This window comes from Ruegeria hyattellae (assembly GCF_041537925.1).
GTDB lineage: Bacteria > Pseudomonadota > Alphaproteobacteria > Rhodobacterales > Rhodobacteraceae > Ruegeria_C.
The window spans coordinates 86,473-111,676 of the sequence record NZ_JBGOSH010000017.1; the positions used below are offsets into that span (position 1 = coordinate 86,473).

The 25,204-nt window shown below is 54.8% G+C and carries 25 protein-coding genes; 12 read left to right on the top strand and 13 right to left on the bottom strand.

The annotated features are described in order from the left end of the window. The first annotated feature begins 43 nt into the window (after window positions 1-43). From AB1E33_RS26245 to AB1E33_RS26270, 6 genes are all read left to right on the top strand, one after another. On the top strand, window positions 44-739 hold the full coding sequence (locus AB1E33_RS26245; RefSeq protein ID WP_372580184.1) for a TnsA endonuclease N-terminal domain-containing protein: 696 nt from the start codon (window positions 44-46) through the stop codon (window positions 737-739). Then, a complete protein-coding gene (locus AB1E33_RS26250; protein WP_372580185.1) occupies window positions 736-2,877 on the top strand; it encodes a TnsB C-terminal domain-containing protein in 2,142 nt (713 codons plus the stop codon). Before AB1E33_RS26245 ends, AB1E33_RS26250 begins: the two co-directional genes overlap by 4 nt. Beyond that, window positions 2,870-3,838 (top strand): TniB family NTP-binding protein, encoded by a 969-nt coding sequence (locus tag AB1E33_RS26255; RefSeq protein WP_372580186.1) that lies wholly within the window; start codon window positions 2,870-2,872, stop codon window positions 3,836-3,838. The genes AB1E33_RS26250 and AB1E33_RS26255 overlap by 8 nt, the downstream gene beginning before the upstream one ends. After that, a complete protein-coding gene (locus tag AB1E33_RS26260; protein ID WP_372580187.1) occupies window positions 3,835-5,736 on the top strand; it encodes a TniQ family protein in 1,902 nt (633 codons plus the stop codon). The genes AB1E33_RS26255 and AB1E33_RS26260 overlap by 4 nt, the downstream gene beginning before the upstream one ends. A 10-nt stretch (window positions 5,737-5,746) precedes the next feature. Beyond that, a complete protein-coding gene (locus AB1E33_RS26265; protein ID WP_372580188.1) occupies window positions 5,747-5,947 on the top strand; it encodes a hypothetical protein in 201 nt (66 codons plus the stop codon). Between the two features lie 247 nt (window positions 5,948-6,194). Continuing rightward, on the top strand, window positions 6,195-6,449 hold the full coding sequence (locus AB1E33_RS26270) for a hypothetical protein (protein WP_372580189.1): 255 nt from the start codon (window positions 6,195-6,197) through the stop codon (window positions 6,447-6,449). A 217-nt stretch (window positions 6,450-6,666) separates the two neighbouring features. Here the strand turns inward: AB1E33_RS26270 and AB1E33_RS26275 are convergent, their stop codons facing one another. Genes AB1E33_RS26275 through AB1E33_RS26285 form a run of 3 tightly spaced genes read right to left on the bottom strand, consistent with a single transcriptional unit; the run spans window position 6,667 to window position 10,033 of the window. After that, window positions 6,667-7,512, bottom strand: coding sequence for a plasmid partitioning protein RepB C-terminal domain-containing protein (locus tag AB1E33_RS26275; RefSeq protein WP_372580190.1), 846 nt, complete (start codon window positions 7,510-7,512; stop codon window positions 6,667-6,669). Between the two features lie 50 nt (window positions 7,513-7,562). Beyond that, complete coding sequence (locus AB1E33_RS26280) at window positions 7,563-8,462, bottom strand: plasmid partitioning protein RepB C-terminal domain-containing protein (protein ID WP_372580191.1); 900 nt, start codon at window positions 8,460-8,462, stop codon at window positions 7,563-7,565. After that, window positions 8,462-10,033 (bottom strand): recombinase family protein, encoded by a 1,572-nt coding sequence (locus AB1E33_RS26285; protein ID WP_372580192.1) that lies wholly within the window; start codon window positions 10,031-10,033, stop codon window positions 8,462-8,464. The genes AB1E33_RS26280 and AB1E33_RS26285 overlap by 1 nt, the downstream gene beginning before the upstream one ends. 72 nt (window positions 10,034-10,105) lie before the next feature. Here AB1E33_RS26285 and AB1E33_RS26290 point away from each other — a divergent pair, with 72 nt between their 5' ends. From AB1E33_RS26290 to AB1E33_RS26315, 6 genes are all read left to right on the top strand, one after another. Continuing rightward, complete coding sequence (locus AB1E33_RS26290; protein WP_372580193.1) at window positions 10,106-10,486, top strand: hypothetical protein; 381 nt, start codon at window positions 10,106-10,108, stop codon at window positions 10,484-10,486. Window positions 10,487-10,837: 351 nt separating this feature from the next. Continuing rightward, entirely contained in the window at window positions 10,838-12,403 is a 1,566-nt protein-coding gene (locus AB1E33_RS26295; protein WP_372580194.1) for a hypothetical protein, read from the top strand. Window positions 12,404-12,491: 88 nt separating this feature from the next. Beyond that, complete coding sequence (locus AB1E33_RS26300) at window positions 12,492-12,854, top strand: hypothetical protein (RefSeq protein ID WP_372580195.1); 363 nt, start codon at window positions 12,492-12,494, stop codon at window positions 12,852-12,854. 237 nt (window positions 12,855-13,091) lie between these two features. Next, entirely contained in the window at window positions 13,092-13,367 is a 276-nt protein-coding gene (locus AB1E33_RS26305) for a hypothetical protein (protein WP_372580196.1), read from the top strand. A 498-nt stretch (window positions 13,368-13,865) separates the two neighbouring features. Next, window positions 13,866-14,204 carry a carboxymuconolactone decarboxylase family protein gene (locus tag AB1E33_RS26310; protein WP_372580197.1) on the top strand — a complete coding sequence of 113 codons (339 nt, stop codon included), beginning with the start codon at window positions 13,866-13,868 and terminating at the stop codon, window positions 14,202-14,204. A 210-nt stretch (window positions 14,205-14,414) separates the two neighbouring features. Further along, window positions 14,415-16,040: a sigma-54-dependent Fis family transcriptional regulator gene (locus AB1E33_RS26315; protein ID WP_372580198.1), complete on the top strand. Its 1,626-nt coding sequence runs from the start codon at window positions 14,415-14,417 to the stop codon at window positions 16,038-16,040. Window positions 16,041-16,106: 66 nt separating this feature from the next. Here the strand turns inward: AB1E33_RS26315 and AB1E33_RS26320 are convergent, their stop codons facing one another. The 10 genes from AB1E33_RS26320 to AB1E33_RS26365 all read right to left on the bottom strand — a co-directional run. Next, the gene (locus AB1E33_RS26320; protein ID WP_372580199.1) at window positions 16,107-17,684 is read right to left on the bottom strand and encodes a GMC family oxidoreductase; all 1,578 of its coding nucleotides are present in this window, start codon (window positions 17,682-17,684) and stop codon (window positions 16,107-16,109) included. A 12-nt stretch (window positions 17,685-17,696) separates the two neighbouring features. Beyond that, on the bottom strand, window positions 17,697-18,290 hold the full coding sequence (locus tag AB1E33_RS26325) for a hypothetical protein (protein ID WP_372580200.1): 594 nt from the start codon (window positions 18,288-18,290) through the stop codon (window positions 17,697-17,699). 31 nt (window positions 18,291-18,321) lie between these two features. Then, window positions 18,322-19,023, bottom strand: a complete 702-nt coding sequence (locus tag AB1E33_RS26330; RefSeq protein ID WP_372580201.1) for a lipoyl protein ligase domain-containing protein — start codon at window positions 19,021-19,023, stop codon at window positions 18,322-18,324. After that, entirely contained in the window at window positions 19,020-19,709 is a 690-nt protein-coding gene (locus AB1E33_RS26335; RefSeq protein WP_372580202.1) for a 2-oxo acid dehydrogenase subunit E2, read from the bottom strand. The genes AB1E33_RS26330 and AB1E33_RS26335 overlap by 4 nt, the downstream gene beginning before the upstream one ends. Next, window positions 19,706-19,939 (bottom strand): biotin/lipoyl-containing protein, encoded by a 234-nt coding sequence (locus AB1E33_RS26340; RefSeq protein ID WP_085823808.1) that lies wholly within the window; start codon window positions 19,937-19,939, stop codon window positions 19,706-19,708. The genes AB1E33_RS26335 and AB1E33_RS26340 overlap by 4 nt, the downstream gene beginning before the upstream one ends. Window positions 19,940-20,009: 70 nt before the next feature. After that, on the bottom strand, window positions 20,010-21,035 hold the full coding sequence (locus AB1E33_RS26345) for an alpha-ketoacid dehydrogenase subunit beta (protein WP_234995271.1): 1,026 nt from the start codon (window positions 21,033-21,035) through the stop codon (window positions 20,010-20,012). A 21-nt stretch (window positions 21,036-21,056) separates the two neighbouring features. Next, complete coding sequence (locus AB1E33_RS26350; protein WP_372580203.1) at window positions 21,057-22,043, bottom strand: thiamine pyrophosphate-dependent dehydrogenase E1 component subunit alpha; 987 nt, start codon at window positions 22,041-22,043, stop codon at window positions 21,057-21,059. A 1,101-nt stretch (window positions 22,044-23,144) separates the two neighbouring features. Further along, on the bottom strand, window positions 23,145-24,065 hold the full coding sequence (locus AB1E33_RS26355) for a GIY-YIG nuclease family protein (RefSeq protein ID WP_372580204.1): 921 nt from the start codon (window positions 24,063-24,065) through the stop codon (window positions 23,145-23,147). A 69-nt stretch (window positions 24,066-24,134) separates the two neighbouring features. Continuing rightward, entirely contained in the window at window positions 24,135-25,088 is a 954-nt protein-coding gene (locus AB1E33_RS26360) for a hypothetical protein (protein WP_372580205.1), read from the bottom strand. Between the two features lie 8 nt (window positions 25,089-25,096). Continuing rightward, window positions 25,097-25,204: integrase core domain-containing protein (locus AB1E33_RS26365; protein ID WP_372580208.1), on the bottom strand; the 108-nt coding region annotated here is incomplete at its 5' end.

Here is a 25,204-nt window from a genome sequence, read left to right on the forward strand (position 1 = left end):
GTCTTGTCGCCATCAATCGGTTGCCAGGCTCCGAAGATCAAACATGAAAGAGGATACTTTCAACGGAGGCAGTGATCTGCAGCCTCTCCCGAGCCGCGCGACCCGGAAAATATCGAAGCGATCAAAACACAGTTCTCGCGGCGGCATTGTCGCCCAACTGCCGACCTGGGAGAGGCCCAGGATCGTCTATTTCGAAAGCAAGCTGGAACAGCGCGTACTTTTCTTGTTGCTTGCTCGCCCTGACCTGGTGGATCTGCGCGAGCAACCTCCGATGATCAGGTATCGAGATGAGCAGGGCCAGCTAAAGCATCACTTCTTCGATTTCCTGATTGAGCTTCGGTCTGGTCGCCGTGTCGCTATTGCCGTCAAACCGGCAAAGATAGCTCGGCGGTCGCGGTTTGTCAGGAACCTGCGGTGCATTCGCCAAGAAATGCGGAAGGACTATGCCCATGACATCGTTCTGATCACCGACCAGGATTTTACGAAAGCCGAAGCGCTAAATGCCGAGCGATATCACGAATTCCGTAGAAACAGGGATTTGGAAGCGGACAAGGCACTGTCGCATGTCCTTGCATCGACGAGCTTTCCAACCACGGTCGGGAAACTGGCACAACGTGTCGGCCGCAACGGCAAGGGCTATAGAGCCGTCGTCATCGCAATCTTTGAAGGGCTGCTCTTTGCAGACAAAGCGACACTGATCGACGCGGATACCCCTGTTTTTCGGGGGGATGTACAATGACATTGCCATTGCGCTTGTCGAGTTTTGACCGGCTCACTGTCGATTGGCGGACATACCGATTCAGAGCTCAAACGGATGAAGGGTATTCGTTTGAATGCACGTCTCCTTCGAAGGCCACGGTCTTCTACGGCTTCAAGGAATTGCGGGACTTACTAAAGCGTCCAGATGTCTTGTTGGAACGTGGCTACTTCCTGGTTGAACGCGCAACCCTGCGCAAAACTACGAAAGTAGACGCTGTTGGAGTATTGCCTGACAAAGCGAAGTCCGAAGTCGTTTGGCGTGATGCCTATATTGGGTTCTTCTATCAGTTGGAGCGGCGGGGTGAAGTCAAGCGAACGGAGCTGTCGGTCAAGCGGTGCCTTCCACGCATTGAGGTCTTGGTCAACAAACAGGCGGGCGCCGTACAAGGCGGCTGGGTCAAGAAGCGCGCCGGAACGAAGAAAGAATACCGCGACCCGCCTTGCGCGCGCACGCTTCTGGAGTGGGTGAGGCGTTTTGAGGCCGCGGCTGCTTCTCCTGTCGGCCTCATTCCGCGTACGCATCGGTCAGGCAATCGAAAAACCCGGTTCAGCCTGGAAGAGTTGCGTCTTCTGGGCCTGTGCATCGAGGGATACCTGACCCGCGACCAGCTCTCAAAACGTCAAGTCGCGGAAAACTGCAAAACCCTGTTCGATGAAGAGAATAAGAAGCGTGCCAAGGACGGAATACCGCCGCTCAGGGTGCCATCAAAACGCAAGGTTGAGCGTGAAATCTCAAAGCTTGATCCCTATGCAACCTACGCGCAGCGGCATGGGGTGGAAGCGGCGAACCGCGAATTCATGCTCTACGAAGAGGGTATCGACGCCAGCTATCCAATGGAACGAATTGAGATTGATGAATGGTGTGTTGATCTCATTACCATCCTGGCAAAGCGCGGCGCACTCGACGGGCTGACGCGTGAACAGCTTGCGGCACTACCGCGGGGCAGGCGGTGGCTCTATCTCGCCATCGATTGTGCAACCCGATGTGTTGTTGGCATGCGGTTGGCGGTCACGCCAAACGCGGAAGATGCAATGGCGTTGCTCTCGGACGTCACACGCGACAAGACCGATCTCGCGATTGCGGCCGGATGCAAATCGGACTGGGCGCATTACGGTGGCTTGAAAACGGTGGCAACCGATCTGGGAGCTGCCTTCGTAGATGACAATTTCCGGACAGCTATATTCGATGTCCATGGCTCGCCTGAAACACCCAGAGGTGGGCTGCCTCAGCTTCGAGCGCGGGTAGAACGGATATTCGGCACGTTCGGAACCAACTTGCTGCCAGGGTTGGCCGGGCGGACATTTTCCAACCCGAAGGCGAGGGGCGACTACCCGTCTGAGGACATGGCCTCCATTACAGATGATGCGCTGATCCAAATGCTCATCCTGTATGTCGTCGATGTTTATCACAACCGACCCCATCGGGGCCTTCAAGGTGAAACACCCAACAATTGCTGGAAGCGTCTGGCCAAAGAAAAAGGTGTCGTGCCCGACGTTCCAGAACGTGTGCGGCGGAGAGCTTTTGGGAGATTGCTCAGCAGAGGCGTTACCGGTCGTGGCGTGCGTGTGTTTGGCATCGACTATACCTGTGCCGCTCTGCGCCAGTTCCATATCCACAGCCATGAGGAAGAGGTGGACCTTCGGATTGACTTCAACGATCTGGGATGGATTGTGGTGCGGGTCGGTGAAGAATGGTTTCCGGCACAGGCGCTGCAGAAGTGCTTTGAGGGCAAAACTTTTGACGTCTGGGAAGCGGCGGCGCTGCAACTGCGCCACCAGCGTCGCGCAGAAGCCCTGATCCATGAAGAGACAGTCGCGCGTGCCCTGCGCAAGATCGAGGAGATCAACGCTGCCGAGCAGAGAAAGTTTGGCGCAGTGCTTCGGACAGTTACACCTGCCGGTCTAAGGCGCGGCAAGGAGGATCTCTTTCTTGGCTTGTCAATCCAGCCGGACGATCCGGAAGGATTTGATCTGCCACCCGAGGACGACCTGTTTGGTCATCAGGTGCCGCATGCGCAGACGGTCGCGGGAAGGGAGGAGGCCGTTCCTGAAGGTGACGAGGGGCTCGACCAGGGAGACGACCCCGAGCTTTCTGCCTGGAGGTTTGATTTTGACTGACGCGTCGGAGGTACATCTAAGGCTCGCAAAACTGCGAGCCGCATTCATCAAGAACGACGCATTTGACCATCTTTGGATGGAATTTGACGATCACCTAAATCGCAGGCGAGCAGAGCTGTCTCTTGGCCTCGTCGAAGAAGTTCGAGCCATCGCAGTTGTCGGCGCTTCGGGAAGCGGAAAGTCCACGCTGGTTAAGCATGTCATCGAACATCACCCGAAGACCACAAAACCACGAGCAGGTGAAAACAAAGTCGAGATTGTTCGTATCCTGGTGCCTTCGCCGGCGACCCTGAAAGACGTTGGATCATCCATTCTACAGAAGCTCGGGTTTGACACGATGCGCAGTAAATCGTCTGGAGCCATATGGGACCAGGTCCGCTGCCTGTTTCAAAACCGTGAGACGCTGTTCTTGCATATGGACGAAGCACAGCACTTGTTTTCAACTCAGAACCGTAACGTGCGGCAGAGCGTAGTGAATACTCTCAAGACGCTGCTGAACAGTGATGATTGGCCGGTCGGGTTGATCTTGTCGGGCACCCCGGAAATGATGGTGATGTTGAACTCGGACGCACAACTGCAGCGAAGGGTGGACATCGTTAACTTGCCGGCGATTTCCTGGAGTTCGCATGCCAAAGAGGCTGAGGCTGCCCTTCGAGCCTACGCGGCGCAGGCTGAGCTGGAATTCTGCCCACAACTTGATCTGGATGCCTTTCTTCCTCGACTGATCCACGCTGGGGCCAATGAGTTTGGTCTGACCATTGAGATGATCCTCAGGGGGATCGAACTTGCTCTTTTGAGCGGGTCCAAAACGATGCGGGTTGCCCACTTCATCGAGGCCTTTCGCAGGAAATCAGGATGCGTGCTTGGACTAAATCCATTTGCTGCAGCGGACTATCTGGCCATTGACGCGCGTGCGGTTATGGGCGGCATGCCGCAAGGCGAGGAGGGGCAAAAACGATGACAGATTGCTATCCTCTTTCCTTTCCCATCAAACACTATGAAACCGCGACATCTTACGCCTCTCGTCTGACCCGATACTGTGGTTTGTATTCACCGAACGACTTGTGCCTTGATCTCGGCTTTCGATGGCAGGACTTTGTCCGAGGTGATGACATCCTGTTCGGCAAACTCGCTGAAATAGGTGGTGCGTCAGCCAATGACATGAAACGCTGGGCCATCCGAACCACCGGGCGGCACCAGTTTGAAGTGTCGGGTCAGCGAGCAACAAAGGCATCCCTGGTGCGTACGCGGCTGCGGGTGTGCCCGAGATGCCTTGTCGAAGACAGACAAGCAAGTGGGCGTCTTGGGGTTTGTCGCAGGCACTTCTGGCATTTCTTATCGGTTCGCACTTGCGCCACTCACACGATGCCCTTGCTGACGATCCCTCCGGAAAAATACACCATTCACAACTACGACTTTATTGGTCAGGTGGAGCGCCACTGGCCTCTTATCAACGAGGCCTCGGAAGATGGCGCATACCGGGCTTCGAGCGAATTGGAACATTACATTGTTGATCGGCTGGAGGGGGTAGCGCGCAACGGCTTTCTGGACCAGATGCCGATGTTCATTGCAACGCGCCTGTGTGAGGTGCTTGGCTTTGTGATGCTGTTCGGCCCGGCATCAAAGCTTGCGGATGCAACAGATGAGGACCTGCACCGGGCAGGGCAGGCCGGATTTGATGCATTGCGCGCCGGAAAGGAAAGTCTGCTGGAGGTGTTGCACTCGCTGCGCTCGGAGATCTCGACATCAACGATGCGTCAGAGGTCTGATCTTGGCGCCTTCTATGAGTGGCTTCGTCTCTCATCTTTTCCGGAGGAAATGGAGCCGATCCGCAGCATCGTGCGGGACTACATCTTCGAGCACTATCCGGTTCCGGACGGCTACGAAATTCTCGGACGCCCTTGTGCGCAACGGACCGTTTACACCGTCGAGGCGGCTTGCAAAGCGCTTGGTATTGAGCGCAAGCGCATCAGTAGATACCTCGTCGGCGACGGTGCGGCTGAACGCAACAAGACAGCCGAAGGCATTTCCTTGAAGCGCGCCATAGACCGCAAAGACGTAGCCAAGATTTCGGAGGAAATGCGCGGGCGAGTAACCTCTTCAGAAGCCCTGGAAATGCTCAGTATCAAGCATCGAACACTTCAGGATCTTTGCGAGTTAGGACTGGTCGAGCAGGAGATCGACAATCTGGACCAGCGCCCAAAGTATGATCGAGCAAAACTGCAGGCCGTGTTGAATTCGGCGGCGGGTAAAGTGACTGGTGTGCCAGTTGGCGGAGCAAACCTGCTGCTTGTTGCGGATGTCGCGCGGCGGTTGAGATGTAAATCTGCAGAAATCCTGGCGCTTATCCTGGCCGGTAAGCTCAATACCGTGTCCGGTGATGTTAGCCGAACGGGCCTTGCAGGTATCAAGGTCGACATCGATCAGGTTCGATATGCGCTGCCGAACTGGGAATTACCCGGCATCACACGCACGGATGCATCGACAACGTTGCGCGTAACCTATCAAACGATCAACTATCTGATAGACCAAGGGCTTCTGCGAGCAGCGCATATGCGCAATCCCAAATCACGGCAATACATTACCGGCATATGTGACGGCAGCATTGACGCGTTTCTCGGTGAGTTCGACACGCTGGGACTGATGGCACGTCGATACAAGAGACCTCCAGGTCCTTTTGGCTGTCACCTGGAAGCCAAGGGTATTTGCCCGCTCGAGACGCCGCCTGGCATAAGTTGGATCTTTCGGCGGCGTGGCCTTGAAGCAAGGCTGCATAAAATCGGTGTCAAACCTCCTAATGGACGGGCACCCGATGTGAACACGCGCGCCAAATCCGCAGATTCAGCCAACCAGCAATGAGGATTTTGAGATGTCTAACGACCTAACAGATATGGAACTTGCCGATGATTTAGAGGCACAACTTCGACTGATCACAGAAGCCTATGCCCGTGATGGCGAGGATTATGAGGTGGATCAGGTGCTCACTCATGTGAGTTGGGTACGACGTATGAAACGACGGGGAATGTATGAGTGGATCGCTGCGGTTTCTGAAGATGATGAACCGGAGTGATTCAACCCAAAGGTGGTTCACACAACACCCGTTCAGCGATGTTCGCACTTCGTTACAGTCGTCAAAAACAGCGTAAGGTTGTGCGTCTCGCTCTCAGCCTTGGAAACTCGCTTCCAGCGCCGTAAGGTTCAGCAAAGCCCAAAACGAAAGGTCTCGCTGATGTCCTGATGAAGTTTCCGCGCCTCACACCCACCAGTCTGACATGCTGCCAGACCCGGGAGAGGTGTGTAAAAAGAAAGGAAACCAAATGGACAAAGAAAGACGCGCTTACCTCCGCAGGCAAAAGGTGAATGTCGAAGATCTAGGTGCCATGGGGCAAATTTTGCTTGAGAAGGCGGAGCATTGGATAGTGCCGATATTCAAGAACGGCGAGGCGGCGGCGATGGTCATTGAGATTGAAAGGTTCGACCGTGATTGGGTGTTCAATGGCCAACCCAATACACAGAACGACAGTGCCTTCGAAGAAGAACTCCTCCAAATGCTTATTGAGCATCGCGGCTGATCCGCGCTGAAAAATCTGCGCGCGCCTTGCTTGGCAAATGACGCGCGCAGATGATCTGCTGAAAAGTTGCCAGACATCTGGTCCGGCAGGATAGGCCCAGACGGGTTCGCCGCCATCCCCATCGCCGCACTTGATCCGCCCCACAGTGCGGCGTCTCCTGCGGTCCCCGCGCTTTATGGGTCCGGGTCCCCAACCAATTGCCGCGCGTGGCACGTCTTCAGGATGCAAATGCCTCTTTCTCAGTGATCTTTTCGAATGCTGGCAAGAACTCCTCGTGATGCAGCGACAGATACCGCGTGATCCGCTCGCTGCTCATCAGTTTAGAGATGTACCCGCGCGCCAGGACCAAATCGAGATGGTCGGTGCCATAGCTATCTTCAACAAGACGCACCTCTCGCTCCAGGTTGGCTGACTCACGTTCCATCAAGTCGAGCTGTTCGCGCGAAATGCCCCTGATCTTCTTGGGCATTGCGGCCGACAGCAGAAGGTTTTCCGGTGTCGCTGCTAGCAGAGACCGCGCATAGTTGATGGTGAACTTGTTCATGGCGACCATCAATTGCGCCGCTTCGATCTGGCGTATAGGTTTCATTTTCTTGAGAATTTGAAACCCAGTTAGAGCGACTTGCTTGTCTTTGAGCAGCTCTGCAGCTTCGGTGCAGATGCCGTCGAGGAGCTTGCGTTTCTGTTTCAGGGTTCTGATGTTGATGTTAAGCGCGCTGGCAAGTCGGGCCTCAGGGACACCCAGAGACAGCGCACGCAGGATCATCTTGTGTTCCTGGATGGTCGCGAGACGGTTGATCCGCTTGTTGTAGGTAAAGGCTTCGTCGTCAGTTGAAACCAGACAACGTGAATCCGTCTTCCCCTGATCCTTCAGAACCTCAAGCCGCAGATGACCATCAAGCAAGGTGTAGTGTCCTGGGTTTTGCGGATCACGCGCAACCACCATTGGCTCGACGAGGCCGGTGTCTTGAATGGAAGTTGCGATCTGCCTGAACTTGATGCTGGCCTTCTTTTGTGAGTTTACGAGATAGAGTGGCGCAATATGACAAAACGGAACGGTCACCAATTCCTGCTCAAAGGCCGCTGCGACGGTTCGTTCTTGATGGGTTGTCGTCATGATTGCGTGCCCTCCAGGGATGTCAGTTGATCAGAAATTGTTCTCGGCAGACTCGCCAAACCCTCTGCGCGCAACAGGGTGACGAAATTTTCGTCCGCCATCAGGGTCTTGAGTGATTGAATGAGAAAGAGCATTTCACTGCGTGTCGCATGTGCCTTGCGCAGGAGAACTTTTTTCTTTTCGACATCGTTTTCGTAAGTCTTGAGCAAGCTCTCGACTGAAAGGCTCTTGCGGGAACTTCTGTCAAATGACGCGCGACCTTTACCATGCTTTTGGCGTGCTTCCACAAGTCGCTTTGCCTTTAAAAGCCTCCCTCCACGGAGGAGATTTTTCTCATAGGCTTGCCTAAGAACCGTCTGCACACCAACGTCATCCGCGTCGGCGATATCTACGGCGACACTCACCGGGATCTTCCCGCTTTCCACGGCGCGCAGCAAGCGATGTTCGTGGCCTTCCAAAAGTCTAAGGACGCCATGCACATATTTGGTGGAAAGCTGCGTTTTGTCTGCGATCTCTCGTTCTGAATAGCCGCTTTCCTTGAGCCGCCGAATGTCTCTCAGCAAATCAAGGGAATGGTGCTGCCGACGTGCGACATTTTCCACGAGGCTCATCACCAGACAGTCTTCACTGCTGGCATTAATAACAATGGCAGGAATCTCTGACTGACCGAGGGCTTTGAAGGCTTCCAACCGCCCCTGGCCGCACACCAACTCGTAGCTTGGTTCACCATCGCTCTCAGGTTCTCGTACCGCGACCGTGATTGGTCTTTTCAGCCCAAGCGCGGCTATGTTGGCAGTGATCTCCTCAAATACCTTTTGATTACGGATCCTCGGATTCACCACCGTGATTGCGTCGACCGGAACCTGCACCGTCTGTCCGGAAGCGGTATTGCTCATCACGCAACCTCCAGAAGTGGTGCGCGTGCCGCCATATCGAAAAAATGCGTGAGGTCGTCGAATCGGTATGCATCAAGGGACAGGCCATTGTTTTCCGACAGGCGCAGCTTGGATTTGGTCATGTCAAACGTCGGCAGCAAATAGTAGTCCAGTGGTAACTCATTCATCTGTCCCATCCGGACGACGATGGTCATGTCGGGCAACTGGCCGGTATCGAGGCGAATGTTCCATCGAAAAGCGCCAGCACCAGTTTGCATGCAACGTGCGATGACGACGGACACGGTGAACTCTTCGTTGATGGTAATAGTGTCTGTTTGCGGATTGTGATCGACCTGTCCGCCAACGGCCTCAACGCCAGAAATGGTGTCCCGGATGATGTCGGCATGCACCCCGCGCAGGCGTTTGTTAATTTCAATGTAGCGATAATCTCGGTCTGGTTTGAAACCGACAAGACTATAGGCCCGCAGCAGGCTGCCGAACCGACTTTGATAAGCACCACTTGACGGCAGGGCCGGTGCTTCATTGATGACAAATCCCGAAAGAAAACCGTGCTGCTCCAACGTATCTTTCAGGCCCTCAAGCATTTCCTCGTCAGACATTCGCTGAGAACGTGCGCCGATAATGGCACCCGCTGCCTCAAATAGATCTGTGCTGACAATGGCCTGAAAGGCACCAACCGCGCGCACCCAATTGCTGGGATCATTGCGGACATGGCGTTTCTTCAGTTTGAAGGAATTTCGGTTCCAAATGTTGTTCCCGATGTACTTTTCGTTTGTCAGGATTTGGCGCACGACGGCAGGCGACCAGCTGCGCCCCAAGTCGGTTTTGATCCTGCGTGCATTGAGCTCGGCAGCAATCTCAACCTCGGATTGGCCATCATGAACGAAGCTCTCGAAAATCTTGTTCACAATGGCGATTTCATGATCCGGTCCCGGGACCAGTGTCACACGGTCTGTTTGGATACTCTTGTGTTCACCGCGCGATAGTATGCCTTTCGGTTTGCCCGCTTCATCAATCAGCATCCGTCTTAAGCCAAATCCGGGCGCGCCGCCTTGGCGATAGCCCAATTCAATCAGGCGAGATTGTCCGGCGAAAACCTTCTGAGACAGCTCCCGACTATATTCTCCTGCCATCGCCCGCTTTAACCCCTTGACGACCGTGGACATTGGGCTGCCATCGTTTTCGAACTGCTCAGCACAATACTCGACCGATATGCCAGCGCGCTTGCAGATGTACTCATAGTAGGCGCTTTCATCAGCGTCCTGAAAACGCCCCCAACGGCTGATGTCGTAGACGAGAACTGTTTTGAACGCAGTTTGGCCCGCTTCGATGTCTTCGATCAATTGGGTGAGACCAGCGCGTCCCTGAATGCGTAGGCCACTCTTACCTGCATCTGAGTACGTGCGGATGATCTGGTAGCCGCGCTCCTCGGCGTATCGCTGGATCGCATCCGCCTGATTTTCGGTTGAGTAGCGCTGATGTTCTGTCGACATACGGACGTATTGCGCAGCCTTGCGGTTGTCTTCCTTTCCACGATCATTTTCTGCCCAACCCAATGCTGCGGCCCCCATGTATCAATTTCGCAATCATGTACGGGAATTCTGCGATTCCTTTCTCAATCCTAGCGGGAGGAGGGCGGAAACATGTTGCATAAAAAGGGCAACTCGTTTCATCGAGAATGCGAAGGGCGCGTTTCCGCGTCAGAATACCGACAAGCTATCAGTGCAGCGCTGTCCCAAGAACTCGGCGGTGCGGGCCAGGCAGCGAAGGCAACCATGCGATGGACCGGAGCAAGTGAGCGAACGGCTAAGAACTGGATATCCGCTTCATACGGGCCAACGGCTGAGTATCTGATCGAACTGATGAGACATTCAGACACCGTGCTTGCTGTTGTACTGGAACTGGCTGGGCGCAACGAAGCGATGACGACTGAACGCCTCAAGCGCGTGAAAGCAGAACTGGCAGACGTTCTTAAGACTTTGGACGCTATCTGCGCGGCTGAGTGCGACCAAAAGGCAGAATGACAACCGATCTAGAACTCAGGCCCTTAGCGCCGAATGGAAAGTCTACGAGTCGCAAAAGGTAAAACTACTGCGTCGGGTTTTTGAAATTCCCTTTAAAATCAAGCATAGGCCCTCCCGAAAATGGCAATACTTTGTGTCGCCCGACACCTTTGTGTCAGGCGACACATAGTTCTGCCACCAGCGACAGAACGTTGCCATTTTCGCCTCACTTCCTTCATCCAGCCCCTAGAGCGATTTCCATGATCCTGACTTCCCTTTTGGGAAAATCAGGGCTGATTTGCAGATCAGACGCCGAAGGCGCCTGTTCCTGCTGATCTGCCACGTGGCGAACGCGGATGTCCGAAGTGTATTGTGGATGTCATTGATAGGTCGGGCCCTGAGAACGCGTTTCAACTTGTTGAGTGGTTGGTGCTTCCGATTGGGACCTGCGCAAGACACGGCGTTCCGCTGCTCCAGCTTCCCAACGCGTCATACGTACATCGCACCTATGATGTGGTTGAACAAGTAACGCGTCACCAAGATGTGATCTTTGAAGCCGCTCAAGACGCAACATCGCTTGGGCGATCCTCGTTTGAAACCTACCTGAGCCGCCGTATCGAGTTTGGGGTCGCCGGTGACTGGTTGGACTCGCTGGAGCTGACGCATCTTCATCAGGCCGCTCTGACATTAGGTATGGCGATTGCCACGGATCGCGACGTCGGCCGCTCGGATTTGGACTTCGAACAAGAGCGTACTGCCATGTCGGCCGGATTCGAGATTCTGAAGAGTGGGCCGGAAGCCCTGAAATCTGAGTTGGAGCGTGCCAGGTGCCAGTCTTCCTCCAAGCGGTCATATTTCACGACAGATATGGGCGAATTCTACACCTGGCTTAAAGACACAGAAGAGGACCCGGCGACAGCAGTCCTCAGGGCTTGCGTGCGGGATTTTGTTCGGGAGAATTATCCGCTGCAGACCGGCGCAAGAGTCCTCGGCACGAAGATCATAGCACCCAAACTTATCACGCTTGAACGCGCGCGGGAGCTACATGGAGTCGGCGAGGTTCGGGTGCGAGGCATTCTCGCCCATCTTCGCGGTCAAAACGTGAGCGACCTTTCAAATATGAAAGATGTCAGCCATGAAGATCTGGCCGCCGTGCTCGACTTCTGGTCTGGATTGCAGAATATCAATGCCACCGCGACCCAGCTGAATATCCATCCGGTCCAGGTGAAGGCGCTGATCCGGCAGAATGTTCTGGAAGCCTATCGTTTTGGAACGTCTCTGCGCTATGTGCCATCGTCCTCGGTACAGACCCTGCTGACTAGGCTTGAAGGTCTACGCATTGCCTCTCGGGCACGTCATAGGTTGCGTCTCTCGGAGTACAGCCGACAGAGCAAGGTGGCCCTGGCTCGCGTTGTCGCCGATTGGGCAGCAGGCCGACTGACCGGCGTTTGGAGAGATCCGGACGTAGAGGGGTTGGCTGGAATCCTTATCGACTGCGCTGAGATCCTGGAGAAATCGGAGCGCGTGTTTTCCGGCGATCTGTGGCTTCTGGATGCGGCGGCGCGCTTGAGAATTAGCGTCGGGTCAATCCGGCTATTGCGGGATGGTGGATACCTGAAGCAGGTAAAGCTGCGAAACCCGGACACCCAGCATTATCGTTGCTACATCACTGAAGAGAGTATTCAGGCTTTTGAAAAATACTATGTAACGCTAGGCCAAATGGCGCGGCAGTTTGAGATAGCAGCGGTCCATTTGGGTCCGGCACTTGACCGAAGAGACATCGAGACGATCCCCTGTGACACTGGGTTTGTTCGCGCTTACCCGAAAGAAACACGAGATGTGGTTCGGGAAATGACGATGGGGGGCAAAACTTCGACCCAAACAGACTGTCTCCACGACAGTTGGAACCAAGATAAGCAGGCGGCGGAGCAAGGTTGATGCTCCGCCACACATGCTCATCAGTAGTAGTGGCGGTCTATCGATTGGGCCAACTACGTTGAATTGCTGTATTGCGAGGTGAAGAAACATGACTAGCGGTCGAAGAAATCTTATTGAACGGCTTCAACCAATATGGGAGGCCGTGGGCAAGCTAGGCGCGAATAATCCCGAGCTTAATCTAAAGGCCTATCTCGATGAGATGTGGAGCGAAGACGAAACAACTACTGCTTCTTTGGGGGCTGCAAATAGTCCGGCTCGACGTGACGAAAAAATTGCGGACGATCCTGAGGCTCAGTTTAAGATGATTGTCGTCGCTTATGCCACAGGAGAAATGGATGAAATCGATCAGGTAATTAACTACTTAGCGTTTATACGCCGTATGAAGAAGCAGGGTATTTATGATCTGGGACACTCGAGTGATGAAGATTTAGGTGGTGAGAATACAGCCTAAAGGCGGTTTACATAACACCCGTTCAGCGACGTTCAGGCTTCGTTACATTCGCCAGCTTTTGCCATGCGTTGTTTCATTCATCTGCATCCAAGGATGCTTGGCACAAATGAAGCCCCTTGATATTCTCGAATGAAACGCGATTTGAGGATTCTGATGCCGGACTGACCTTTTCTTTTTGTGCACCTGCCACCTGGCATCATGCCGGGCACGAAATAGGTGCGCATGAAAGGAAAAGCCATGGATGAGTTTGATCTGGAAAATGCACGCGAGCAACAAATCACCATCGAGATGTTGGGAGATTTTGGGGTTCGTCTACTTGCCGAGGCGCAGGGATGCCCGATCCCCTTGTTTCAGGATGGCCGAGTAGTTGCGATGGTCATTGAGATCGAACAATTTGATCGAGACTGGAGACATCGCAATGATCCTGAGCCGCTGAGCGAAGAAGACGCGAGAAAACTCGAGGAAGAGCTTATCGCGCTCGTCGAGCAGGAGATGGCTGGACAGGGCGGTTGATAGCGGGTGCGCCGGCTGTAAATTTTTTGACCCGCAAAAACCGCCAAGAATGCAATGTTCTAACGATGGAGGTGGTGGGGCTAGTGGCTCCACCATTTCAGTTTGCAGACATTCATTGAAAGTGGATCAAACTCTCGAAGGGCGGGACAAACCGTTATTTCGCTGCGTGTCCACCAATGGCTGGATCGATCGGCTGACGGACATTGCGCGAACTTGCGTTAGCGCGAGCCAAATTTAGGTGGTGCTTTCTTGAAGACGTAGCATGGTGTGTTCCGAGGTTTCAACATCCGCATACAAATGTGGCTTTATAGAACTGTCTCATTTGGTACCGAATGAGACAGTTTCCAGCGAGCAAATGCAAAAAACACTTCAGAGGTTTCGCGCTTCGCGGCGCCCGGCAATACTTGTTTAGAAAGATAGGGACAAGAGCGAGGCGCGATCGTATGCAGCGTTCATTTGCATCGTGCGTCTCCTAAAGTTTGATGGAGAACTCTGAAATTGACGGCGACTTATAAAGACAACGCAGCATCAATCGACAAACGTGTGGGAGCTCTTTTCAAGGCCGCTCCGTCAGTCATGACGCCCTACAGCCAGCTCGTTAAGGCTGCTTCCGCTGACAGCGTATTGGACAGCAAAACCAAAGAACTAATGGCGTTTTCAATATCGATTGCAATCAGATGTGAAGACTGCATCGTGTTCCACCTGCGCGCAGCATTGAACCATGGCGCCAGCCAGGATGAGGTGATTGAAGCGATCTCGGTTGCGATTGAGATGGGCGGCGGCCCTTCTGTTGTCTATGGCGGCCGTGCGCTGAAAGCGCTTGAGGATTTGGCGTAGTTTCCCGCCGAAGAAGCGCCAAATTGGACAGGGCGCCCATTTTGAACAACAATTGCCCGTGGAGATGAAGCATTTTGAATGGCTGACAATCGAAAGGGTTTCGCCGTGTCAGGGTATATGGACAGGTCGTCGGTAGACAGTCTGCTCCGATCCTCAAAGGACCGGAGCCGGTCACAACATAACCTGTCTTCAAACGCCAAATCTCCTATCTTGCGATTGCAGACTGACGAAATTGCCTATCGCAACGAGAAGTTTCTTGATCAAATTGGCGGGGCTGTGTCTGAGGTCGACAATTCCGCCCTGCTGCCAAGTCGTTCGAGATATTGCCTACTGATCACCGACTCCGATGGAATTGTGATCGAATCCTATGCGCCGGAGGGTCTGGAAGCCGAGTTTCAAAGAAGTGGGCTTGTCCGGGGTGGGGTCTGGGATGAGCGTGTCGCCGGAACAAACGGTATCGCGATGTCGTTGCAGAGCGGGCGTGTTCTGACGGTGCTGGGTGATGAACATTTCTACAACTGCTTTCATGATTTCAGCTGCAGTTCGGCACCGCTGACCGATGCGGAAAACAACCTGATCGGCACCATAACTCTGGTCGGGTCCGCGCACCGTCGGCAGGAAGAGCATGCACTTTGCGAACAGGTGGTCAGGCGCGCGTCGCGGCAATTTCAGACGCGGCTTTTCCGAAATTTTCATGCCGACAAGCTAACGGGTCGGGTGTTGTCGCGCGATCTTAAAACACGGAGAAGTTTCGAAACTCTGGTGGCATGTGACGAAGACGGGACCGTGATCTCGCATTTGCCGCTATGGCGCGATAGCGCACGCCCTTCCGAGCATCAGAACCTGGCAGGGCAACACATATCCGATCTTAAAGATCTGGAAATCACGCTCCGAGGGCCCGCCACAGTGCCACCCCGACGCCGGGTAACGCAACCCAATATGCCACGCATCTCAGCCCGGGTGGAAAAAGAAACAACATTGGGTCGTCTGATTTCAGAGGGCGGCGGTCTTGCAATTGTTGCTGATCGCGCCCGCAAACTGCTTGCTCATCGTGTGCCGTTGCTTATCTGTGGTGAGCCGGGTGTTGGTGTGGATGGGTTTGCAAGAGCCTTGCTGGAAGAACAATCCCTGATCTCGCCGATGGGGCTTACACTCGATGCGGCCAATAGTGGTGCGGAGGCTGACTTTAAAGAAGCCTTGAACAGTCTGGATTTTCTCAGTGAATATCCCGTCGACAACGTGGTTCCAACATTAATCTTGCGAAGTATTGAGAGCCTACCGCCGCAAGCGCAGATCACCCTTGAACGCTTCCTTGATGTTGACCCGATGGTGGCACAAACGAAGGCGGAACCTCCTGTGGTGCTATTCACGACAGACAAAACCTGGACTGATCTGGAGGGCAAAAGCACGATTCCCAAAAGCCTTCTGTACCTGTTGGGTCAATCGGTGGTGGAACTTCCTCCGATCGCGGAACGGGACCTTGAAACTGTCTTAGAAAACGTTGTCGCAGAGGGTTTTACAGACACGGTTGAGATTGCCGACAACGCCCGGGATGTATTGGTCGGATATCATTGGCCGGGCAACCGGCGCGAAATGCACAGCGTATTACGAGAGGCGGTGATCTGCGGCAATGGAAGACGCATCAATGTAACCGATTTGCCTGCGCGCCTGCTGACACCACGCGAAGAAAACACCAAAACCCTGACGCGGGCCTCGCTCAAGGATGCACTTGACAGCACCAACTGGAACGTCTCCAAGGCGGCGCGTTTGCTGGGCAAGAGCCGTGCAACGGTTAATCGCTGGATTGCCTCCGAAGGGTTGCAACGGCCCGAATAATCCTCGTCAAACAAATACGGCCGGGCACGAGGGCCCGACCGCATTCAGGGAGGTAATCTCCGACACTCAGATGTTCTGGGCGTTCATCTCCTGCGCGATGTATTCGGCCTGCCGGATGGCCAAGGCCACGATGGTCAGTGTCGGATTACAGGCTGCCGAGGACGTGAATTGGCTTCCGTCCGAGACAAACAGGTTGTCGATATCATGCGCCTGTCCGTAGGCATTGACCACGCCCTTGGATGGGTCGGCATGCATCCGGTTGGTGCCCATGTTGTGGGTCGCCGGATAGGCGGGCAACTCATACACATCCGTGGCACCAACGGCCTCATAGATCTGGGCCGAGGTCTCGTACATATGAGCCGTCATCTCGTAGTCGTTGTTATGCGGTGTCTTTGAGATGATCGGCACCGGAAGCCCGTATTGATCCACCTCGCTGTCGTGAAGCGTGATCGCGTTGCGCTCCTGCGCAAGGTCCTCGCCCAGCACCCAGACGCCCGACATCCGGTCGTAGTTTTCCAGCGCGCCTGCCACGCTGCGGCCCCAGCCGGTATTGCCAGGCTCCAAGAAGGCCGCCATGAACGGCAGGCCGAGCGACAGGAATTCGAGATAATATCCGCCACTGAAACCGCGTCCTGCGTCGTGATAGACCTCGTCACCAACGATGCCAGCGACCGAGGTGCCGCGATACATGTGCACCTTTTCGGGCAGCACGGCGTAAACTCCACCGGTGGTGTGGTTCATGTAGTTCTTGCCGACCTGACCCGAGGAATTGCCAAGCCCGTCGGGGAACATGTTCGACGCTGAATTCAGCAGCATCCGTGGGCTTTCGATAGAATTGCCCGCTACGCAGACCACCCGCGCCATCTGGCGGTGTTGATTGCCGTCCTTGTCAGCATAGACAACCGCGTTGGCCTTGCCCTGATCGTCATGTTCGATCTTCAGCACCATGGCATCGGTGCGAACCTCGCAATTGCCGGTGTCTTCTGCGCGCGGCAATTCGGTATACATGGTGGACCATTTTGCACCAATTGCGCAGCCCTGCATGCAGAACCCAATCTGCTGGCAGGCGGGGCGGTCATCGCGCTCGACCGAGTTAATCGCCATTGGGCCCGACCGGTAATCGCTGCGCCCGGTCCGGCGGCAGCCTTCGGCGAGCACGCGAAACCCGTTGTTCCAGGGCAGATGTGGCATGCCGGTGGTCTTGCCGGTGACGCCCATCTTCAGTTCGGCTTTTTCGTACCAGGGGGTCATTTCCTCCAGATCGACTGGCCAGTCTTCGACATTTGCACCGTCGATTTCACCGTAGGTACTGCGGGTCTTGAACTCGAAATCCTTGAAGCGCAGGGCCACGCCCGCCCAGTGGATTGTCGAACCGCCATAACCTTTGACCAGCCATGTGGGCAATGTGGGGTGGTTTACCGCGCCGTGCCAACCGCCATCGGAATAGCGCTTGTCGAGCCAGGAAATCTTCTGGAACATTGCCCATTCGTCGTTTTCGATATCGCCCAGATCAAAGCGTTTGCCTGCTTCCAGAACGACCGACTTGACGCCCTTCTGGGCCAGTTCGTTAGCCAGTGTGCCACCGCCTGCGCCCGAGCCTATAATGACGACAACGCTGTCGTCGTTGAGATCAAATTGTGCCATTCTACCTCTCCCTTAGCTCTGAACGTCGGCCATGCGCTCTTCAAGGGTCGGGCCCTCGGGAACGAATGTGATGTCGGAAAAACCGCGATCGATGTAACCGCCATGCTCTGCGGAAGACCCCTCGTAGCCCAGCAGAGGCCAGACATCCTTGTTGTCGTAAATGCCGAAATAGGCCGTCCAGCGGACACCCTGGAAGAAGCCCTCATGCTGGAAATGCCTTAAAAGACCCTCGCGCGCGTCCGGATCTTCTATTTCGACATAGGCAACCCCGAAGAGTTCCTGCGCCTTTGCATCGATCTGATCCAGACCATCGGTGAGGCCCTTGGCCATGTCTGCATCTGCCTCGGCATTGGTCATGATGGTCGTTGCAATGGCTTCGTAATGCGACAGTTGCAAAATGTCGGGGTGCGGGTAGATATCCTGCACCATGCGCAGCAGGTTTGCACCCTGTGCCTCGTTCAACACGCTTGATGCCGCAAAAGCTGCGCCACTCAGCATGGCATTAGTGGTGATGCCGGCCATGGTTGTCGTCATCAGGAACATGCGGCGGCTCATAGCCACGCGGTCCTCGTCCGATTTGCCTAGCCGGTGGAAACGAATAGTCATTTTCTTCCTCCCAGTGGGTTTTATTGCGCGGTCAGGCCGCCTTTACTTCACGGGGCATTAATGCAGACAGCCGGTCCTCCGCGGCTCTGATCAATGCTCCGGGAAAGCTCTTTTGTTGAAGGGGTGCCCCCGACATGAGGGTGGTGATCGTGGTGTGGGCATCTGGCCGCAGAGGCGGTTCAAAGGGAAAAGCCGCCTGATGTATCAAGCAAAGCTCAGCCCAGTGACCTGGATCAGGAAGGCGCAACAGGATCGCGGCATGCAGCAGCGCGACGCGACCGTCTTGTGTGGTCCGTACCCTTTGCGCGGTTCCGGCAAGTTTGCACCCCTTTACCAACACGTTCCAGGTACCGTCACAGAACGAACCGGGGCAGGCACCTGTCTGTGCATCAATGTCAAAGCGGGTGAGCGCCTCGGCCAACGTGCCACAGATCAGAGCGTATCCATCCTCCACGGTAAAGTCCGGTTGGCAGGGCAGAACCATCGCAAGGTTCAGCGTACATGGCCCCTGCGGAACGATGCCGCCCCCGCTGCCGCGGGTCACCACCTGGCACCCAGCGGTCCGGGTGTCGTGTAAATGTGCCTTCATCGCCGCACGCCGTGCCAATGCTGCGGGAAGCACAAGCGCTTGACTATCAGCCTGCCACAGCAGCATGGCGGGTTTGCCCGCCTGAAACATAGCCGCCTCACGTGCGATCCCATCTTCAGCACTGGCAAATGGGGCGACAATCATGGCACGAATTCCTCGATCGTTGTGCATAGATCGGTCAGGAACGCGGCGGCAGGTGCACCGTCGATCGCCCTGTGATCGAATGTCAGGGAAAGACCAGCATAGGGCTTCCAAACCACATTTTCTCCATCCCGTACTGGTGTGTCCACGGTGCGCCCGATACCCAGAATGGCGATTTGGGGCGTGTTGATGATCGGGGTGAATTGCTCCACCCGGCTAAGCCCAAGGTTGGAGATCGTGAAGGTGCCGCCAGTCATTTCAGGCACCGTCAGCTTGTTGGTGTTAGCCCGCTGCACCAGATCTCGCCGCGCCGCACGCAACTCCGGCAGGCTCATGCGGTCCGCTCCAAAGATCGCGGGCGCGGCCAGCAGGTTGCCCGGCAGCGCAATGGCGACACCAAGATCGACGGCATTAGTCAGATGCACTTCACGCCCTTCGACCCTGCCATTGATATCGGGATGATTTTTGAGGGTACGGATCGTCGCCTCCATCAGCAAATCTTCGACCGATAGAGAATTCCCTTCACCCTTGAACTGCGCCTTGGTCGCCAGAAGTGCCATCATGTCGGCACGGGCATGGTGGGTCAGCTGGGCGGCATCTCGCAGCGAAGCGCTCATCTTGTCGGCAATCATGCCGCGCGCGCCGCGCAGAGGCACCACCGTTGACTCTGTGACGGTTTGCACGGTCACGAGACCGCTCCGATCACATCGCCCTTGGCCGCAACCTCATCCTGCGCCTTGGCTATGCTTAGCGTGCCGGTAGCAGGGGCGGTGATCTCGTATTGGACCTTGGCTGTCATGATCTCGGCGATCAGCGCACCCTCGGTGACCTGCGCCCCGTCACTGGCCAGCCAGGCGGTGATGACGCATTCTTCATCGCCGTCCCAAAGGTCGGATGGAATGATGATATCGGTAGCCAATTGGCAGTCTCCTCTTGCGGCCACACCGTCATTCCAGGGTGGCATCTGCTTGTAATGGGTTTGTCCGACGTCAGGCCGGAACCGGCGCTCCACAGATCTCTCGCGCGGCGGCGACGATCTTGTCCGCATTAGGCAGGCAATGCTGTTCCAGAACGCGGGCAAACGGGATCGGCACATCCGGATAGGCGATGCGTTTGGGGGGGGCCTTTAGATCCGCCATATTGCTTTCGGTCACGGTCGCGATGATTTCGCCCGACACTCCGTAGCTGTGGTAATCCTCGTCCACCACGATCAACCGCCCGGTCTTTGCGACGCTGGCGCGGATCGTGTCGCGATCCAGCGGCACCAGAGACCGCAGATCTACCACCTCGGCTCTGATACCCTGATCGGCCAACCTTTCCGCCGCTTTCAGCCCGTGATGAACGCCTTGCGCAATCGATACGATGGTCACGTCGTGCCCTTCGCGGGCAATCGCGGCCTTGCCGATTTCGACCTCATAGCTTTCTTCCGGCACATGCACGATGGCGCCCGCTTCGGTGCCGAGCCAGCCCATACCCTGCAATCCCTTGTGATACATGTAAATCACCGGATTCGGGTCGCGCAGCGCCGCTGTCATCAGCCCCTTGGCATCATAGGCATTGGACGGACTGACCACTTTCATGCCGGGTAGATGGGCAAAGCTGCCATAGAGACATTGCGAATGCTGCCCTGCATCGGAATAGCCACCCCCGGTCGAGGTCATCAGCACCATGGGTACGTTGAAATTCCCGCCCGAGAAATAGGTGTTCTTGGCCATCAGATTGTAAATCGCATCAAAGCAGACGCCGAAGAAGTCAACGAACATCAGTTCGACAACCGGCTTCATGCCATCCTGTGCCGCCCCCACGGCGGCACCGATAAACCCCGTCTCCGAAATTGGCGTGTCGCGGACCCGTTCCTTGCCGAACTCCTCCAGCAATCCACGGGTGTTGCCAAAGACACCGCCCAGTTCCGCGATGTCTTCGCCCATGACGAACACGCTCGGATCATCGCGCATTTCCTGTGCGGTGGCCTCGGCCATTGCCCGGGCAATTGTAAGTTTACGTTCATTTTCCATTATCATTCCTCCCTTGGCCTATCAGGCGAACACAGCTGTCAGCGCGTCTTCAGGTTTCGGATCGGCGCTTTCGCGCGCAAAACTGATTGCTTCGTCCACAGTGGCCTGTGCCTTGGCTTCCAATGCATCCAGTTCCGCTTCGGTAAAGTTGCCGTCAGCCAGGAGCTTGGCGCGCATTGCCGGGATCGGGTCCTTCTCGAACAGCCCGTCCTTTTCACCGTCTGGGCGGTAGCCTTCGGCATCGCCCATAAAGTGTCCGGCCAGACGATAGGTTTCGACCTCGATCAGTGTCGGACCTTCGCCGCGACGCGCCCGAGCGATCGCTTCACCGGCAACCTCGTAGATCTTCATTGGATCGTTGCCTGGAATGTAATGGCCAGGAATACCGTATGCCGCCGCCCGGTCCGAGTTGCGCTGTATCGCGGTCGAGGCCTCTTTCGACACGGAAATGCCCCAGGCATTGTCCTCGACCACAACGACCATCGGCAATTTCCAGACCGCCGCCAGGTTCATGGCCTCGTGAAAGGCCCCCTGATTAGCAGCACCTTCACCGATAAACGATACCGCGACACCCGGCTTACCCTGTATCTGACGCGACAGCGCCGCCCCGGCCGCAGGCCCCATGCCTTGAGCGATAATCCCCGAACAGGCAAAGTTCACATCGGCGTCGAAGATATGCATATGGCCACCGCGCCCGCCGGACAGGCCCGTCGCCTTGCCGAAAATTTCGGCGGCCATCTTCTTCAGATCCACACCCTTAGCGATGGCCTGATGATGCGGGCGATGCGTCGCCGTCACGACATCTTCGGGATTCAGATGGGCACAGACACCAACCGCCACCGGTTCCTGTCCGTCTGACAAATGCATCTCACCTGGGATCGGTCCGTCCGCCATGTTGAAAACCGGCGACTTACCTTCCATGTAGATTTTCTCGATGGCGTTTTCGAACCGACGGCTGGTCACCATCTTTTCATACATCCACGCCAAGGTGTCTTTTGCTGGCTGCATTGTTCCTCTCCTCCTTGTCGAAGAAAAGGCTGATGCAATCTTTGTAGGTTGTGTAGCGTTTTCCCTCAGCGAAGTGAGGCAACGGAAAAACTGTCTCATCTGGTTCGAGTTGAGACACTCAATTGAACAGACATGCGCCAAACAGCATTGAATTATGGAGCGTTCGTCGGTGAAATTGGTCGACTGTTTCGTGGGTCGAGACCTTCCGCTATTCAGCTACAACCACACCACTGATGAGGTTTGTTCCCGCATTTACAACCGCGTCCGCTTGGCGATGTATCGTTCCCATTGATGCACCGCGCAGCATCCGTTGCTAAGGGCTCTTTCCGTGCTTTCTCTGCACCTGAGACCAATGGCAGCTACCAAGCTCCTGATGCGATGGAAAACCTTTGAGTCGCAAAAGGCAAATCTAGTGCGCCGAGGAAAATCCAGTTGGCTCAAAATCAAAGACTTAGCCGCGCAGCAATGGCAAAACTATGTGTCGCCCGACACTTTGAATTTATTGATCTATTCGGTAGTGTTGGCTGTATACCCGCCAACCTACCCGCCGACTTTGAAGTCCAAGGTAGCTTGCTGGCACGTCAGCCTAACACAGCGACACTACACACAGTCATGACTTTTGATCCTCGGCGTCAGAGCGGCTGAAGTAGCTCGATCAGTGCAAATATATCTTCATATTAGATTATTTTTTGGGGAGCGTGCATCAGAGCAACTATTTTGTGCCTAATGTGAAATGCACATCCGGAGTTGGGATAGTTGTGTTTCGTTCGGTCTTAGCAAAAGGAGACAAAACGGTCAAACTACAGTTTTGCCGTTCAAGGATGCTTGAAACTATGCACCGGAACTGGTCGATACAAAGCCTCGGAAACAGCCTCTAGCTGCATATCCTCGTCAACGGCCCATCAACCTGCCATTCGCTGCAATGCCGAAAGTGAGCGACGCGTGAACTCTGACAGAGCGAACTTTTCCGATATCGCGGAATGCCTGACAGATGTCAGCTTGTGAACTTCATACAGGCAAGTTGGGTGCGGTAGAAGTTTCAATTCCGCAGATTGCTCTTCTTGCCGACCTTCAGCCACGGATCGCGTCATCCATCAATACTTAGAGGTCGATGTCGATGTCTCCGATCAATAGGGCTAGGTTATCGGCTTCCCATTCGCCATAGGACTTTTTGGTGCCTTTCAACTTCCAGTGTGTTGGTCCCGATGTTGGTCGTCCGGCAACGACGGCAGCGGCGGCACTAGGGCTCTTGAAGACATAACTCCTGGCGAACGTCGAGTTTTTACCTTTTGGAACTAAAATTCCCTGGCTGACCAATTCACCAAAAAGCTTTGCATAAGTACTGTCACTTGAGGTGGTCCCGATCCATTCCTTCTGAGCAATTGACCCTGCTTCTACGACGAACTGCCCACCTTCGACACGGGCCTCAGCTTTGACGCCGTGCCTCGGCACGGTCAATGTAAAGTATACCGGCGCGTCTATCACTGGCTCGGCTGACGTAGGGCTGTCTGGCTTAGTGTCTTCGGTCAGGAAGTCGAAACGTAGGGCAGGAAGCACCAGATAGATGTTCTCCAGAAAATCATCCATGTGAGCTTTTGCAGCCTCGCTGAGCGGGCTCGGGGTCGGAGACTGGCTGTTGTCCAAGGAAATCTTCCTTAGTCGTGACGCACCGGCGTGCAACCGGCTCTCCAAGTACCGGGCGTGAGCCTTATTCAGCGGCTCGCCGCTAGAAGTGATCAATATGGCCGTCGACCACCAGTCCTTCTGAGCGGCGTGGGCAGTGATCCGGGTTTTTATCTCGTCGGTCTCACCGACATATAGAAAAGGTTCACCGTCCTTATCGCCGACTAGCAAGTACACCCCAGGTCGCCCGGCCTCGAACCGGGCGAGGGCTTCCTTGATTTGGGTCCGACTGGAGACGAGAACGTGACCAGTCCACTGAAAGGGGATTGTCGCAGTGACCATGCCCCCAGGATCACCATCCACGAAGTATAACTCAATTGATCGGCCAGCGCGGGTCATTGTTCCAGATTCCTTCGTCGCCACTATGTCTTCACTGGTACGATGTCGTTTCCGCAACCCGGTTTAGTCTTACTGAGATGCCGCCTTTTGGATCTCCTTGATCGCCTGAGGCTCATCTAGGATCAGCCACTCATAAATTGCTGAAGCGAAATCATACTGCGCTTGAGAAACGCTATCTCCATGAGCTACCAGATTTCTGATCTCATTCAATGTAGACAGCCACTTTGTTTTTTCTTCTTTTTTCTTACTTTCGGTACCCGGGCAAGTGAAGTCCTTTTGGAATGTCGAACTCCACTGGCTACCCGTGGTCATGATGTCCTGGTAACTTATCAGGTAGAGGCAATCCCAGGGGCCCTTTTCATCTTCCGCGTTCTCTATCGACAGGTTTTTCTTCGCCGCAGCTGAATTTAACTCAACATACATATTTGGCTTAACCCCCTTTTTGAGCCAATTGTTGCCGTGTAAGTCAACCAAGCGGTCCTTGACCTCCTCCTTGAGAAAAGTTTCAATTTCTGAAATCTTTACAAAAGCGTCAGTGTTAAATTGTTTGGATTGGTCGCGCCAATATTCTGCCAATCCATCTGGTTCAAAATCATCGCGTTTATCTTGAATGGCTTGTTGCAATATCCTGCGAAGCCTCGCTGGTGCACCACGTCCATACTTTTGGCGAAGCTCCATTCTATCCGCCTCGGAGAGTTCCTTATAGTATTCTATCAGTCCAACCGAATAACCCTTCACTTTTTGGATGATTGCGGTCGGCTTTTCAGTAAGCGTAGAAATCTCTTCATGTTTGACCATGTGGTCGATTATGTCGCCAAGAATTGCGATTGCCGACGTAATCCCATCGTTCGTTGCCAGTATGCCTTTGTCCTTTTGAAGTCGGGTCCACTCGTCAGGTAACTCTTCGGCAAGATGCTCAAAATAACCGGACAGCAACTCTTTCAGCTTTGCGACGGTCTTGTCACTATCATTAAAGTTAAACTGTCCTTGCTCGGTCTGATCAGCCCCACTTGAGTGGTCCAATTTGAAAGTTAGTGCATGACCGGTCTCTGGTCTATCTGGACGATGGTTTCCGGAGCCGGAGGGCGATATCCCAGAGCACTATGGGGTCGTTTGGTGTTGTAGTGTTTCCTCCATTC